This is a genomic window from Streptomyces violaceoruber, assembly GCF_033406955.1.
Classification (GTDB): Bacteria; Actinomycetota; Actinomycetes; order Streptomycetales; family Streptomycetaceae; genus Streptomyces; species Streptomyces violaceoruber.
This window is the reverse complement of the sequence record NZ_CP137734.1, coordinates 7,590,832-7,606,023: the sequence shown is the minus strand read 5'-3', so window position 1 is coordinate 7,606,023 and position 15,192 is coordinate 7,590,832. Positions and strand designations below refer to the sequence as shown.

Genomic DNA, 15,192 nt, shown 5'->3' with positions numbered 1-15,192 from the left:
CCTCGTCCCCGCGGGGTCAGCAGGTCAGTACACCGGTACGTCAGGCCGACACGGCCTGCGGGCTGCGCTCCTGGTCCGAGCCCGGTACCGGCTCCGACGCGTCGGCGCCCAGGCCGACGATACGGTTGTCCCCGTCCACGTGCACGACCCGGGGCCGCAGCGACCGCGCCTCGGCATCGGTGACCTGGGCGTAGCTGATGAGGATCACCAGGTCACCGGGGTGCACGAGGTGGGCCGCGGCCCCGTTGATCCCGATCACCCCGGACCCGCGCTCCCCCTCGATGACGTACGTCTCCAGCCGGGCCCCGTTGGTGACGTCCACGATGTGCACGAGCTCACCGGGCAGCAGATCGGCAGCGTCCAGGAGATCGGCGTCGATGGTCACCGAGCCGACGTAGTGCAGGTCGGCCTGGGTGACGGTGGCGCGGTGGATCTTGGACTTGAACATGGTACGGAACATCGGGGTACTCCCAAAAGTAGGCTCCCTGCCTGCGTACGTGCAGGTCAAGGGCTGTATCGACAGCCTACAACGGGCCGCGTGTCCGGACAGCTGTTCCCCGGGCTCTTCAGAACTCACGCTGCCCCCTCACGGACCCACCGCGGCGTCGGCCCAAGCCTACGCAGCACTCCCCGAAGGACGTCCGTGATCACCGTCACGCCTGCCGCTCAACGGCCGCGCTCCTAGTACGCGGCGGGCCATCCGACCACGGCCGACCTCGACCGGCTCGTGGGGTACTACACGGAATTGCTCGGAGCAGCGCTCGCGTTCGAGCGCGCCGCGACCGGTTCCGACCCTCGGGTCGCAGCCGTCGACGTCGGCGGGGACGTCCACCTGATGATCGTCGAAACCGGGACCGTCCCCTCCACTGACCTCGATCCCCTCGGCAACGCGGGATGGGGCTTCGCGTGGGCACCCGCGCGCGGCTGTGCAGGGTCCGCGGTCGAATCCTGGATTCGGGGTGGCCGGTCGGACCGATCACGACACTTCCCACGCAGTGGACGATGACAGCCCGCGATCCCGATGGACGCCCCGTGGACGTCCGGGCGCATCGCCCACGCACCGCGCCATTGCCGCGAACCACTGACTGAAGACTGCCTGCCCCGGCTTGCGCGACGCGCCCCGACTCGGGTCCCCGCCCCGGCCGGGAGCCGTCAGACGAAGAAGGCGTTCATCCCGGGTACGTCGGAGAGATAGGTCTCGATACTCGCGATCTTTCCGTCGCGGAGCCGGCAGACGGTGGCCAAGTGTTCGTCCAGGACCACATCCTCCCGGCGGGCGGTGTTGTGCAGGGAGAGCGCCAGGTTCTCCCTGCTGACCAGGAGGTGCAGCAGCTTGAAGTCGAGGCCGTACGAGGCGATCCGCTGAGCGCGCTCCACCACCGCGTCGGCGCCGTCGGCCGTGCCGGAGATGGTGTTGTCGCCGGGCAGGGTCCAGGTGGCGTCGTCGTGCAGCAGGGCTCGGATGCCGCTCCAGTCGGCCGATACGAGGGCCTGATGGAAGGTGCGCCCGAGGGCGAGGGCGGCTTCGCTGCTGGACATGGTGTTCCCTTCGTAGCGTTAAAGCGATGACTTCCGCTTTAACGTGACTCTAGGCTCACCGGCGATTAACGCGCAACTCTTTGCTTTAGAGTGGAGGGGTGAACACTGACGCACCGACGAAGCGGCCCGGCGGCCGCAGCGCCCGCGTCCGTGCCGCCGTACACGGCGCCGCGGTCGCGCTGGTTGCCGAACGCGGCGCCGATCAGGTGACCCTCCCGGCCGTGGCCGAGCGCGCGGGGGTCAACTCCAGTACTATCTACCGGCGCTGGGGGACACTCGCCGCACTCCTGGCCGACATCGCCCAGCACCGCGGCGAATCAGGCGCGCCTCCGCTCGTCGGAGACCTGCGCACCGACCTGGAGAACCAGGCGGTTTGGACGCTGGCCGAACTCTCCCGGCCCGGCGGCATCGCGTTCTTCCGCGCCGAGGTCGCGCCGGACGTCGACGATCGGCACGAGGGACTGCGTGAGTGTCTGCGCAGGGTCGGAGAGCGCTTCCGCCCCGTACTCGACACGGCACGGGAGCGAGGCGACACACCCCCGCCCCCGTCGTTGGAGCAGGTGCTGGACCGAATCGTCGCGCCGCTCTACTTCCGGGTGGTCTTCTCGATTCCGGGCACGGACGAGGCGTACGTCCGCGAACTTGTCGGGGGGTTCGTCGGGGAACCCGGACCTGGGGCCTGACCTTGGGACGGCCCGTCCCGGGACGACCCGCCTCCTCGCTCTTCGACGGTCCCCCACCCGTCGGGCGCAGTCCTCTCTTCGAGGCCGACTTCCAGCAGCCCGCCTCGGTGCCGCTATGCGTACGAGTCGACGTTGATCGAGTAACCGGCACCGGTGCTGAGGTCGGGGCGGCTTCCATGGCCCTCTTCCGCGAGCAGTTCGGCGGTGAGGAAGACGATCCGCAGGTTCATGGTCTTCTTCACGAAGCTCAGGTCGTCGGGCGCGACGTCGGGCGCTGGGATCCATCCGTCCTGTCGCGCCGCCGTCCGGTAATACGCCGCCACGTCGGCCCGTGTGCCGGGGAAGGCGTATGTCCGCTCGGCGTACACCGTGGCGTCGCCGCTGTCGGACCAGCAACCGGCGTCGACCTCCTCGAAGCCCCGGGCTGCGGTGGCCTCGTCGGGCCGGGAGTCAAGGATGTGGAGCGCCACCAGCTCCTCGACCCGGGCGTCGGTCCCCTCGCAGTCCTGGGCGAGATCCATCAGCGTGCAGCCGGTGAGTGCCGAGGCCGCCAGCAAGGTCGCCAGGAGAAGGGACACCGGCCGGGTGCGAGCTGATCGTAAGGTCAAAGCGGGCTCCAGGGCGTGGTCCGGGGCAGCGGAGGAGCCGCTGTCGGACGAAGAAGTCTTTGGGCCTGCTCCGAGGGCCCACTGCCCGGTTTTACCAGAGGCCGCCACCCACGGCGTCGTGGTCCGCCAGGAATTGCCGCCGGGCGAAGGCCGACTGGCGGGCCGCTCCCGGTAACTCGTCTTCAGCCTGGATGCCCAGCACTTCACCTCCGCGTCGCGGGGGCGTAGTCACCGGCAGTCCCCATGTCGTGGCGAGCGCCGGGAACGGTGGGTGTGGCCGACAGCAGTCCGCCTGCCGCATCGGCGATGACCTGCCACTCCGGGCCGGGCTCGTCGGGCATGGCGGCGACCCGGCTGAGAGCTACCGTGGAGCTGCGCGCCGACCGGTGACCGGTCGGCGCGGAGCCGGTCTACCGGTTCGCGGCTTCGCTAGAGGTGATCCGGTTCGTGCGACCGACCGCGCGGCCCACCGCGTTGCGCACCGCGAGGCCCGGCCGGGTGCGGGGCACCATGAGCCCGGAGAGCAGACCGACGCGTCGCTGCCGCGGGCCTACCTCACGACGGAGCCGCGACTCGTAGGCGGCGAAGGCGCGGGCGTGATCACCGGGATGGGCGGCGAGCTCTTCTGCGAGAGCGTAGGCGCCCGCCATCGCCATGCTGGACCCGTCACCCAGCAGGGCCGTCGCCGCCGCCGCGTCCCCGAGCAGTACGACCCGTCCGCGGGACCACGAGGGCACCCGGACGGTGGACAGGGGGTCGAAGTACGGGGCCGGGTGGTCGAGGAAGGCTGCCACGAGTTCCGGTGCCCGCCACCGCACATCGGCGTCGGCGTCTGCGAATCCACCCGATGGGCACCCAGCCTGCAATGACAACACCACCACGGCAGAGGCAGGCCACAAACTCCATCGGTTACTGATGCCGCGTCAGTAGAGTCAGGGTCCGATCCAGTTCCAGAACAACCGGGCTCCACTTCCTGGCCGGCGGACGTGCTGCCGACGTCCCCCGACTGAGCTGGCCGGCCCTCACTCAGGGAAGGTGTCATCACCTCCCTTCAACCGCGAACCACCCGGCGCACGCGGCGGCAAGGGGAAGAGGGATCCCGTCCCGGCAGCCACCATATGCCTGAGTTCGACGCAGCGTAGTCAGCACCAAGTCAGCACGGGACAGGCTCTCCCCAAGGCATCTGGCCCCCTTCCCTGAGCAGGCATGGTGGCCGCGCGCATAGCCGACCCCCGAACTATGTTGTCCCGCCACATGTGCGCCTGACCTGCGGATTCCTACGGTGTGGCGACACACTAACGTCCCCGTCACACCCCAGGAAGTGGTGCCGATGTCGTCGCCCGCAACCGCTCCACCAGCCCCGAACAACCTCAAGCGCATCGTCGCCGCCAGCCTCATCGGCACCACTATCGAGTGGTACGACAACTCATTCGATCAGGGCTAGGAGCTGCGGTTTTCCGTGATTCCGGCCTTCGAAGTCAGCACGGAACCAGCACGGGGTTCATGGCATGCTGACTCGGTGCCGGCCGACCTGCGTCGCTGCTCGCTCCACGGCCCCCGACGGCCTCCGAAAACGATTACTCAGCGTTACCAACAGCCCGAGCCAGCAGGAATAAGCTGCCGCCCGATGAGGGACGACGCCACGCGAATCGCCCAAGCGGGCGAGGTGCACCTGACGACACGGTGGCTTCGTCCTCCTGACCTGCCTGACGGACCGACGATCATGTCCGCCTTGCTGAGGCAACGCGAGCGCCTATGCGCACTTGCGTGCGCCCATACCTGCGCACGTACGGTGCCGAGCCATGTCAGCATCTGCGGAAGAGGTACTCGGCCGGCTCAGCGTAAAGATCCCCGTCCGTATCAATTCGACCGCCGCTCTGGTCACGGACACGAACAAGGCAGCCGCGGCTATCGATCGACAATGCGCGCGGAAGCAGGACGAGAAAGAACCGAGTCCCCGTATGTCGGCGTCGCTTGAATAGTGAGCCGTTCCCGGCGGGTGAAAAGTGACCCCCACTGCGTCAGTTGATGTTGGTCATTCCCCGGAGTTGGCGGCGGGAACCCGTCCGAGGTCGCGTCCGCGCATGCGGTAGCTGTCGCCCTTCAGCGAGATGACCTCGGCATGGTGGACGAGTCGGTCGATCATCGCGGCGGCAACGGTGTCGTCGCCGAAGACCTCGCCCCAGCGTCCGAAGGGCTTGTTGCTGGTCACGATCACGGAGGCGCGTTCGTAGCGGCCCGAGATGAACTGGAAGAACAGGTTCGCGGCCTCGGGTTCGAAGGGGATGTAACCCACTTCGTCGACCACGATCAGCGGGATTCGTCCCAGCCGGGTCAACTCGTCGCTCAGACGCCCTGCCTGATGGGCTTCGGCGAGGCGGGTGACCCACTGGGCGGCGGTGCCGAAGGCGACTCGATGGCCGGCCTGGCAGGCCCGGATGCCGAGCCCGGTGGCGAGGTGGGTCTTGCCGGTGCCGGGCGGTCCCAGAAAGATCACGTTCTCCTTGCCGGCGACGAAGTCCAGCGTCCCCAGATGGGCGATGACCTCGCGTTTCACGGACCGCTGATGGTCGAAATCGAAGTCCTCCAGCGACTTGCGGGAGGGGAATCGAGCTGCGCGGATGCGTCCTTCGGCGCCGTGGGAGTCGCGGGCGGCGACCTCCCGCTGCAGGCATGCGGCCAGATACTCCTCGTGGCTCCAGCCCTCGTCGCGGGCCCGCTCGGCGAGCCGGGCTGCCGCATCGCGCAGGGCCGGGGCCTTCAGTGCCTTGGTCAGATAGATCAGTTCGGAGCCGACGTCGCGGCTGGTCCTGGCCTGGTTCGTGCCGTTCTTCGTGCTCATTACGCTGCCCCTTCGCCCGTGCTCAGCCCGCCGTCGATCACGCCGAAGATCCGGTCATAGGTCTCCAGCGACCGCTCCTCGACCTCCGCCATGTCCATCGGCGCCGGCTTCGGGCCGGTGGCCGCCTCGCGGGCGGCGGCGGCAGCGGCCGCGTGGTCCGGGTCGGTGATGGTCTGGTGGCGAGCCCAGCTGCGGGCATGGCGGGCGACCTCGACGCCGTCGCAGGTCACCAGCACCTGGTCCAGGTCGGCGGCGACCTCGACGCGGCGGCCGACGGCCAGCGGATGCACCGAGTAGTCACAGGTGTCCAGACGGACGTAGTGATCCCGAGGCAGCCGCAGGGATGCCTTCCACCAGCCCGGCGGGGCGACCGGCGGCAAGGCCAGCATCCGGGAGCGATCCGCTTCCAGCCGGTCCGCCGGGCGGGCCTGCAAGGTCCGGTGGATGCGCCGGTTCGCCCTGGTCAGCCAGTCGGCGAGCTGAATATTGAAGTCCGCCGGCGAGGTGAACACCCGCCCGGGCAGGAACGATGTCTCGAGATAGCCGTTGGCCCGCTCGACCAGGCCCTTGGCCTCCGGATCACGGGGCTTGCAGAGCAGGAATTTGACGCCCAGTAGCCCCGCGAACGCAGCGAAGTCGTCCGTCAGCCGGGGGCCTCCGGACCGCCAGGAACCGACGGCTCCCTCGTTGTCCCAGACCAGCACCCGCGGGACGGCGCCCAGCTCGGTCAGCAGCCGCCAGTGCCCGGCGATCAGGTCGGCCGCCGACCTGGAGGGCAGCATCCGGGCAGTGATCCACCGTGAGTAGCCCGCGACCATGACCAGCACCGGCGGCCGCCCGACCTGACCGAAGCCGAGCGGGATGTCGGCGGGCGGGAACCACAGGTCGCACTGGCCGATCTCGCCCGGCTCATAGACGGTCCGCGAGGCCGGATCCGCAGGCCGATAGACCGGCCGCAGGTCCCGGACCCGGTCCTTGAGGACGGTCAGACCGCGGTCCCATCCGATCCGCTCCGCGATCACCGTCGCCGGCATCTCCGGCCATTGCTCGAGCAGTTCACGAATCTGCGGCTCGACCGCATCCACGATCGAACCCTTCGGAGCCCGCTGATACTTCGGCGGCGCGTCGTCCGCGATCGCCCTGCGAACGGTGTTCCTGGCGATCCCCAGCTTCCTCGCGATCGCCCGTACCGGCATCTGCTCGGCCCGATGAAGCCGACGGATCTCCGCCCAGTCCTCCACGCTGATCACCACTCCTCCCGGTCTGACTCAACGAGCCAGACCCCTGAAGGGGGTCAACTTTCAAGCGTCGCCACTGGTCCACTTTTCAGCCGTCGCCGACACCCGTAAGCCTGAACTCGGACCGGTACGAGACGCCGACCGACAGGATCTCGTCTCCACCCCCTGGGACCTGCTGGGCGTCTTCGCGCGAGCCACCACCCTTGCCCGTCAAGGACGCGGCAGAGGGCTGGCCGAACACTGGCAAGGACTGAAGTACTGCCAGGCCGTGGCCGCCGGTCCCAGCAGCCACATGGCCCTCACCGACGAGGGCCAGAGCCCGGAACTCTCCTACAGGGCCATGCAGGCACGGGAACTGGGCCGAGCCTTCGGACTCGCCGTCGCTGAACGCACCGTCCGGAACCGCTTCCCGGGCCACATGGTCTCCACTCTGGATGCGGAAGCCATACTCCTGGCGGGCTTCGCGCGCTCCGGCCCGCGGCCGTCCCTGGGCGCCCGGCCACGACCCGACTTCTTCATCGAAGCCTGGCGCCCGGGCGAGCCGTCGCGTGTCTTCGTGGTGACGGTCAACGGCAACCATCAGAAGGCCACCAAGCGCACCGCCAAGGCCGACCGCTCAGCATTCAAGCAGCTGGCCAGGGGCAGCGAGCGCGCCGAGCACTTCCACCTCGCCGAGTGGAACACCACGCCGTGCCTCTTGATGTCCACCGAACTACTCGCGCTGGACGGCATCACCGTCAATGCTCTGCAGGCACCGGGCGAAGGACTGTTGCCCGCAAGGCCGGCCACAGGGCGACGGAATGCGGACGCAGTGCTGGCGGAGCGGAACCTCGCGTACGCCGGCGCGGTGAAGGTACCTGCCGACGGCCACAGAGAACGGATCCAGGACGGGTTCTTCATCCCTCGCAAGGAGCTCGGCTGGTACGGCCAGTTGCTCGCACGCACCGGAGCCGCAGGCCAACTGGCCTTCGCCGGAGCTGGCACCGAAATCGCCCAGTACCTGACCGACAAGCAGGGCCACAAACACTACCAGCAGCAGACCTTCGCCGGTTCGTCCAGCGTCCGGGACGCGCGGCACAAGATAGGTCCGACGGTTTACGTCGGAACCGATCAAGTGTTCCGACTCAACCGGATCCGCGTCGAGGCGTTCTCAGGAATAGCCGAGGAACTGTACGACCTGCTGGTCAAAGGACAGGTGGAGGGATACCGAAACCGGGCGTACGAGCTACGCGACACCTACCCGACCAGCACCACGTCCCCACTGTGGGGACCCGTCTCCTTCGGCGACGACGGCACCGTGATGGCTCTGCGGGTGCTGCCGACGCAGGACGCCGAAGAAAGCTCCTGAGGGAGGGAAGGGCTTCCACCTTGATCGTGGACACCGGTTGCCATACAACGATGGCCAGCGTAGTGGATCTCTGTTCGAAAGCGACCGGCGCAAGGTAGCCGATTGTGGAGTGCCCGTGCTGGTGGTTACCGAGCCCAGTGGCACCGACTCGGAGCAGACTGAGGTTCCCCCGTTGCTCGGGAGGGGCTGATCAGCTGGTCAGGGCAGGTTGGCGGGGCTTCAGGTTCGCTCGTTCGGTCGCTGCCTGTTCGGCGTAGTGCTGCTCTTCGAACTCGACGGGGCTGAGGCTCGAAGAATGCGAGGTTCGCCTCGGCCCGGGTGGCGAAGGTGCGGCCGCGCAGGCCCTCGGTCTTGATGAGCATCCAGAGGTTCTCCGCGAGGGCCTATCCCCCATGGCCGGTTCTGAACGGAAGTGCGGCATGTTCGTCGACATAGTGCACGATGATGATCAGCGATATGCGTTCAAACCTCGGGGGTGGCTGGTGCATCTGAGTCGTGTGTCGGTAAGCGGTCTGCGCGCGAGCGTCGAGGGCCCGCTGGTCTGTGAACTGCCGGGACGGTTCAGCGTGTTGATCGGAGCGAACGGCGCGGGAAAGACGACCCTCACCGACGCGCTCTACTTGGCCCATCCAAGCAGTCGCTTTCCGAGCCTGCCGCGTTTCGGCTCTGCCGCACTGGCTCCCGCGAACACGGACCGAACCATCGACGTCACGTACACGCTCAGCGACAGCCTCGGCTTGGAGGGAAGACTGGGCCGCCAACTGTACGACACGCGCCACCGCAGCCTCGGCGGAGTCGCAGAGCGCTGGAGCGTCTCCCTCAGCCGCAGGCTCGGGACCGTCGCCACGAAAGTCAACTCGGCGTTCGGCGCACAGCAGAACCTGGACCCGTATAAACTGATCTACTTGCCGGCGTGGCGACACCCTCTGGACGAGCTGGCCCGGCGTGAAGTAAGGATTCTGGTGGAATTGCTGCGGGCCCAGCAGCAGCGTCTGCATGGCAGTCGGAATCTGGTGGCTCTCAGGGCACGCGCCTCCCAACTGCTCGAAGATCTGGCCAAGAACAGTCTCATCGACGCCGTTGAAGAGCGGATCCGCGACCATCTGGCGACCCTGTCCGCCGGCGTGAATCAGCACTGGCCCTACATACGCGGTCAGGTTGTCGACGACGGCTACCTGGCCCGCGTCCTGGAGCTGATGCTTGCGGTCATCGAGGGCCGCTCGTCCGCACGGCCCTTGGAGGTCTCTGGGCTGGGCTATGTGAACCTGCTCCACATAGCGGTCACGTTGGCCGCGATACCCGATTCCTCAGATTCTCCTCCCGGTGGTGCGCAGGGCCAGGAGACGGCCGACCTTGAGCCGCCGAACGAGGAGGAGCAGGTACAGGAGATTCTCGACAACCTGGTCCAGGCGCAGGCGGAAGCCGAGTCCGTCGAGGACTCCTTCTTCCAGACGGCGCCGTTCCACGCAACCGTCGTGATCGAGGAGCCGGAGGCGCATCTCCATCCGCAGTTGCAGCACGGCCTTGTGCGATACCTCCGTAGAGCCGTCAGAGACCGGCCGGAGCTCCAGGTCATCCTCTCCAGCCATGCCTCGGACGTCATCACCTCCTGCGCTCCGGAGGAACTCGTGATCGTGCGTTGCGCTCCGCAGGGGAGGGTCTGCCGAGCCGTCGCTAAGGTCGTACCGCCCAAGGACCGGGCTGTGACGCTGCGCATGACCCGGCTCCATCTGGATGCGAGCCGGTCGGCTGCGCTTTTCGCGGAGCGCCTGGTGCTTGTCGAGGGGGTGACCGAAGTGGCTGTCGTGCGGGAATTCGGGCGGACTTGGGCCGGCGAGGACGCGGTCAAGCAAGCCTTCATCGATGCGCTCAGCATTGTTCCGGTGGGAACGAAGGTCGGCCAATGGCCTGCCCATCTGTTGGCCACACGAGGCGCTGAGCTGTGCACCAAGCTGGCGATCCTGCGGGACAGCGATCAGCCTTTCGAAGAGGAACCCCGCAAGCCAGCATGGATCGGTGAGCACGACCCCTCGGTCGTCGGCGCCTTCATCAGCCACCCGACCCTGGAACCGGCCATCACCGAGGGCAACGAGTTCCTCATCGTGCTGGCGATGGACGACATCGGCCTCGACTTCGAGGCGGACGAGATCACGCCCCAGAGCATCCACGCGTTCTTCCGTGGCAGGCGCCAGGGCACTCCTGCCGGACCGGGTGCCAGCAGGAAGGCCGAGTTCGCTCTGGCACTCGCCGATCGCCTCATGAAGTTCAACGAGGGCGAGCTGGACCCTGATGAGTGGTACGGCTCCGCGACCGTACCCAAGCATCTCCAGGAGCTCTTCGACTTCCTGTACCCATCCGATACGGCGGACCAGGCGGCCGCCGAGGACCAGACCGGCGGCGGCGCCGACGAGCCCGGCGACGTCTTTGCCGAGCCCCCGGCCTGGCTCATGGCGGATGCCGACCGGGACCCTGTTCCGTCTCCAGAGGACGTGGAAGACATCGACTGGCCCGATGACTTGGCCGACCTGGAAAGGTCACTCGATGCAGCCGAGTACGAGGCGAACATCCCCGTACCGGAGCCGGAACTGCTTCCATGGGACGCCCTGAGCACTGATCGCCCTAACGGCCGGCCCCAGCCGATGACTCCACCACGGCGTGCCTGGCCCCTTCCTCACCCCCAGCAGCCCAGTCGCTGGCCGACGGCCGCGCCACGCGTGGACGCCGATGACCATGAAGAGTCCTGACACGCTGTCCGACCGCATCCGCCTCACGCCCGAACAAGTTCTTGCCGTCGGCAACGCCCAGCGCTGTCTGTACATAGAAGCGGCCCCGGGCTCGGGCAAAACCACAGTTTCCGCCCAGCGCTTCGGACTCCACCGCTTCACACACAGCCGACCACCGAGCCGTCGTGGCCGTCTGTTTCACCCGCTCCGCCACCGAGGAGATACGCAACCGGGTTCTGCGGTACTGGGGGCCCTCGGCGCTCGCCTGGCCTCACCGCGTCGCCACCCTCGACGCTCTTCTGTGCGACGTACTCGCTCATCTCTTGCAGATCGGTGCCCTGCAATGGCCCGGAGGGCATCGGGAGTTGGAGGTGCTAGACACCTGGCGGAGCCGTCTGCCCACCGCTTCCAGGAAACTGAAGCCCGTTCTGGCCCTGAACGGCACACGGATCATCGCGGTCGCCGTTCAGCAGTCGAGAGCTGGTAGTCACCCTGCGCCAGACGATTTCCTCGCAGCCGTCGACAAAGGCCAGTGCACCCATGACAACGTGCGCGAGGTGCTCCAACTCGCGCTCCAGCAACCACGGACAAGGGCAGCCGTCGCCTCCTACCTGGGCTCCACAATCAGGTCTCTGATCATCGACGAGATCTATGACGCGAACGACTTGGACCTCAGGCTCATCCACCTCGCCGTTGACACCGGAATCGATCTCACTCTGGTCGGAGACCCGTGGCAGGCCCTTTACGGATTCCGTGGGGCTCGCCCCGAACAAGTCTCACAGCTCATCACGCATCACAGATTCGCCAGGAGGGACCTCCACACCTCGTTCCGGTGGTCCACCAGCACCCAGCAGACGCTGGCACAGCGACTCCGCCACGGCGAAAGCACCACACTTCCCATCGGCCGCGTTCAGGATGCCGACGTCGTCCTTGCTCGCCAGTGGAGAACACTCTGGAACACGGACACCCACGTGCTGCCCCTCGCAATCAAGCCGCTGACAGGACAGTTCCAAGGAGCCGCCTGCACACTACTTCTCAACGAAATGACCGAGCGCTCGCTCGGCATACAGGCTGTCTTCCTCAACGACGCCCTGATCACCTTGGGCATCACGAACCGCGATGTTCTGGAACAACTGCGCCCGCACCTCCACCACACTCTGGAAGCGCTGGCTGGCACTGACAGCGTGCGGAGCGTCTGGCGCGACTTCGTGAACGTGCTGATTACGGAACTACCCGTGAAGTCCTTGATCACGCACGGTCGAGTCCCACTCTCCGGCCTGCAGAGCCTCCGGGCGAGATCTCAGGTCAGGCACGACCGACTCGTCCCCGGCTTGACGTGCCACCAGGCCAAGGGACGGGAGTGGGACGCTGTCGGGGTCCGGCTGGAGGAGAGCGACGTGGCAGCGCTTCACACCGGCCTCGTCCTCCAGGTCGAAGAGCATCGTTCGCTATATGTCGCCCTGACCAGAGCACGGCACCTCACCGTCGCCCTCTGATCCATCCAGACCGCGGCCGTGCACGCTGCCTCACCTCGTCGGCGCACCGCATGCGGCCTGCGAGCACCAAACCCCACCCAACTGGCGCCAGGTGCTGAACTGCAACGCTACGTAATCAGCACCAAGGCTGAACCGTGCCTAGACGACAACATGGAACAGGCCCCACTCAGTGGCAGGCTCGGGCCCCACCGCCTCTATGTGATCCGCCCGTCTGAGTCATGGAAGTACATATGCCTTTGACATAATTCGCGCATGTCGAGCAGAGACACGATCCAGTACGCCCCCGACGTAGGTCTCCTCATGATCCCGGGCGACCCGGCGAAGGACTACTCCCCGGGGTTCGCGGTCTTCGACGACTCCGTCCCCGCCCTGCGCGCGTTCGTCCTGGACCAGCTACGGAGGGAGAACATCAGGCCGGCGGCGCCCAAGGCGAAGGACGGTGCCGTCATACCCGTACGCGTGGGTCTGGTCCCCCGGCCCGACAACGACTACGACACGCGTGCCGTGTCGGTCACCGCCCCGCCCTGCCACGTCGGGTCCGTCCTCGACCGGCACATGGGCTACCTCTACAGCAGCGCCCTGCACGTCACGAGCGAGAGCATCCGCGAGCTCACCGAGGAGACGGGGATACCCGTCGGCTGTCACGGATGGATAGAGCTCTACGACCTCGAGGACGACAGCCGCTTCTACGACGACGAGGACGACGAGGGCGGTGAGGCCGAGGACGACGCGGACTGGGAACCCAGCCGCCACGAGCTGGTGTCGTGGGCGGAGCAGAAGGCGTTCGGGTACGCGGTCGGTTCGATCCGGGTCCTGCTGCCCGAGCGTCAGACCGTGCGCGCCCTGGTGGACGACTACCTGGCCGCTCACCGGCGGGAGGCCGACCGGTGCGCGGAAAGGGGGCCGGCCCCGTCCGGTGTCGAGCGGGACCTGCGCCGGGCGCTCGCCGAACGTCTCGCCGTCCGGCTGCGCACCGGTCTGAGCCACCGCGCCGCTGGCGGGGCCTGGGGCCGGGAGACCGAGCGCGAGCGCGCGCGCCGCCGCCGGGACGCCGAGGCACAGCCGCTCCTGCACGCCTGGGAGACGTACCGAACCTCGCCACACGGTTTCCGTGACCTGCGCGCCGTCACCCGGTCCGTCTTCTACCACACTCGGATCCTCATCCTGGACGGATCAGGCGTGGAGGTGGGGCAGTACCACGAGCCGGACGGCCCGCTCACCCTGGTGGACGAGCGGGTGCGCGCCGAGGCGCTCGACGCGCTGCGTGCGCACGGGGTGGACGTGGACGCTCCCGAGGACCTGGCGTCCCTCGACGGCTTCCCGGACGCCGTGGTCGTCGCGGGCGGGGACAAGTGGTCGATCCGGCTCTCCAGGCCAGGTGTGCCCCGGAGCCGACTTCCCGAAGCCGGCTGGTTCGACCCGGACTCGGGCACGCTCACCGTGTACGCCGCGTCGCTCGCCGAGCCGTTGACGGTGCTGCTGCTCCGGCACGGCGTGCGTCCCCTGCTCGTAACCTGGGGTACACCGCACGAGGAGGTAGAACAGCACAACCTCCGTGCCGCGGTCGCGCCCGCCGAGATCAGCCCCGTCAGCAGCTACAGCCGGGTGACGGCCGCCGCGCAGCGGTTGATCCCGGAGCTCCACCGCCGGTGGCTCAATGCGAAGCCCGACGACGGGGAGGCGCTCGCCGCGCGGGCCGGCAGCCTGCTGCCGCCGCTCATCGACGACGCGGCGGAGAACTCGTACTACCGGCGAGCGCTGGAGGCGCTCTTCGGCGCGCCCGTGAACCTGGCCGAGCGCGGGCCGTGCCGGCTCTGCGGGCGCTCCGCTCAGTCGGCCCGCCCGGGGCTGTTCTACTGCCATGGCTGCTGTGCCCTGGCGAGGGGCGGGGTGCTGCGGGACACCGGAGTGGACGGGGCGTGGACGGAGGCGATCGTGTACGCGCTGCGCAGGCTGGCGAAGGCCGAGTTCTCCGGGCCGCCGTCCCTCACCCAGCTGGACCGCGTCGGAGTTCCCTTCGAGGATCACGCCCTGGTCGACGAGGTGCTGCTCTGCCGTTTCCTGCTGCCGCGCCCCGGCTCCGCGGTGCTGAGTGTGCGGCCGACGCGTCCGGCCCGTACCTGGACGGAGTGGCTGGCGCACGCGGGGCTCATCACGGACGGGGTGCGCACCTCGTTGGGTACGACGACCAGAGCCACGGACGGGCATCTGTGCCGCTCCCTGTTCGAGCGGCACGTGGACGACTTCCTCCACCACCGGGGCGTGGCGCACGAACCGGAGCCCGCCTATCCGCGGCACCCGGAGCTCAACACGACCGGCCTGCGGGCGGACTGGCGCCTGACAGACGGCACGTTCGTCGAGGCCCTGGGCCTCATGACGCAGGAGGCGTACGTGGCGAAGGTCGCCCGCAAGCGGGAACTGGCCCGCCACCACGGCCTGCGGCTCATCACCGTCACGGCCGAGGACCTCAACCGCCTCCCGGAGATCTTCGCGGACTGGCTCCCCAAGGGCTCGGCCGGCTGAGGCCGGAGAAAGCCGGTTCCTTCGACTTGGAAGAGCCCGAGGCAGCAACACCGACCCATGAACTCGACCATGGCAGGGACCATCATCGCTCACCGTATGTCGTCCTCACCAGGGCACTGCACATTGCCCTGGTCGTCTGACAGCCAGGTACGGCTACCTGATCTCGTTTCCGAGCCGGAGCCCACCTGCCAG

General features: G+C 67.9%; 11 protein-coding genes. 5 read left to right on the top strand and 6 right to left on the bottom strand.

Annotation, left to right across the window (positions count from 1 at the left end; all coding sequences use genetic code 11):
- Positions 1-40: 40 nt before the first annotated feature.
- Both panD and R2E43_RS34160 read right to left on the bottom strand, forming a co-directional pair.
- Positions 41-460 carry an aspartate 1-decarboxylase gene (gene panD, locus R2E43_RS34165; protein WP_030869050.1) on the bottom strand — a complete coding sequence of 140 codons (420 nt, stop codon included), beginning with the start codon at positions 458-460 and terminating at the stop codon, positions 41-43.
- Between the two features lie 692 nt (positions 461-1,152).
- Positions 1,153-1,539: a nuclear transport factor 2 family protein gene (locus R2E43_RS34160; RefSeq protein ID WP_003977879.1), complete on the bottom strand. Its 387-nt coding sequence runs from the start codon at positions 1,537-1,539 to the stop codon at positions 1,153-1,155.
- 98 nt (positions 1,540-1,637) lie between these two features.
- On the opposite strand from R2E43_RS34160, the gene R2E43_RS34155 reads away from it, so the two are divergent.
- The gene (locus tag R2E43_RS34155; RefSeq protein WP_003977878.1) at positions 1,638-2,222 is read left to right on the top strand and encodes a TetR/AcrR family transcriptional regulator; all 585 of its coding nucleotides are present in this window, start codon (positions 1,638-1,640) and stop codon (positions 2,220-2,222) included.
- Positions 2,223-2,335: 113 nt separating this feature from the next.
- Here the strand turns inward: R2E43_RS34155 and R2E43_RS34150 are convergent, their stop codons facing one another.
- The 4 genes from R2E43_RS34150 to istA all read right to left on the bottom strand — a co-directional run bounded on the left by R2E43_RS34150 (position 2,336) and on the right by istA (position 6,922).
- Positions 2,336-2,800 (bottom strand): hypothetical protein, encoded by a 465-nt coding sequence (locus tag R2E43_RS34150; RefSeq protein WP_332056918.1) that lies wholly within the window; start codon positions 2,798-2,800, stop codon positions 2,336-2,338.
- A gap of 440 nt (positions 2,801-3,240) precedes the next feature.
- Positions 3,241-3,624: a Rossmann-fold NAD(P)-binding domain-containing protein gene (locus R2E43_RS34145; RefSeq protein WP_332056917.1), complete on the bottom strand. Its 384-nt coding sequence runs from the start codon at positions 3,622-3,624 to the stop codon at positions 3,241-3,243.
- 1,241 nt (positions 3,625-4,865) lie between these two features.
- Positions 4,866-5,672 carry an IS21-like element helper ATPase IstB gene (gene istB / locus R2E43_RS34140; protein ID WP_193460402.1) on the bottom strand — a complete coding sequence of 269 codons (807 nt, stop codon included), beginning with the start codon at positions 5,670-5,672 and terminating at the stop codon, positions 4,866-4,868.
- Positions 5,672-6,922 carry an IS21 family transposase gene (gene istA, locus R2E43_RS34135; RefSeq protein ID WP_210984991.1) on the bottom strand — a complete coding sequence of 417 codons (1,251 nt, stop codon included), beginning with the start codon at positions 6,920-6,922 and terminating at the stop codon, positions 5,672-5,674. Before istA ends, istB begins: the two co-directional genes overlap by 1 nt.
- 280 nt (positions 6,923-7,202) lie before the next feature.
- Between istA and R2E43_RS34130 the strand changes: the two genes are divergently transcribed.
- The 4 genes from R2E43_RS34130 to R2E43_RS34110 all read left to right on the top strand — a co-directional run bounded on the left by R2E43_RS34130 (position 7,203) and on the right by R2E43_RS34110 (position 15,000).
- Complete coding sequence (locus R2E43_RS34130) at positions 7,203-8,258, top strand: hypothetical protein (RefSeq protein ID WP_332056916.1); 1,056 nt, start codon at positions 7,203-7,205, stop codon at positions 8,256-8,258.
- A 419-nt stretch (positions 8,259-8,677) separates the two neighbouring features.
- Positions 8,678-11,002 carry an ATP-dependent nuclease gene (locus R2E43_RS34125; protein ID WP_264335163.1) on the top strand — a complete coding sequence of 775 codons (2,325 nt, stop codon included), beginning with the start codon at positions 8,678-8,680 and terminating at the stop codon, positions 11,000-11,002.
- Positions 11,003-11,166: 164 nt separating this feature from the next.
- Entirely contained in the window at positions 11,167-12,477 is a 1,311-nt protein-coding gene (locus R2E43_RS38930) for a UvrD-helicase domain-containing protein (RefSeq protein WP_332845886.1), read from the top strand.
- A gap of 252 nt (positions 12,478-12,729) precedes the next feature.
- On the top strand, positions 12,730-15,000 hold the full coding sequence (locus tag R2E43_RS34110; RefSeq protein ID WP_332056915.1) for a hypothetical protein: 2,271 nt from the start codon (positions 12,730-12,732) through the stop codon (positions 14,998-15,000).
- The last annotated feature ends 192 nt before the right edge of the window (positions 15,001-15,192 follow it).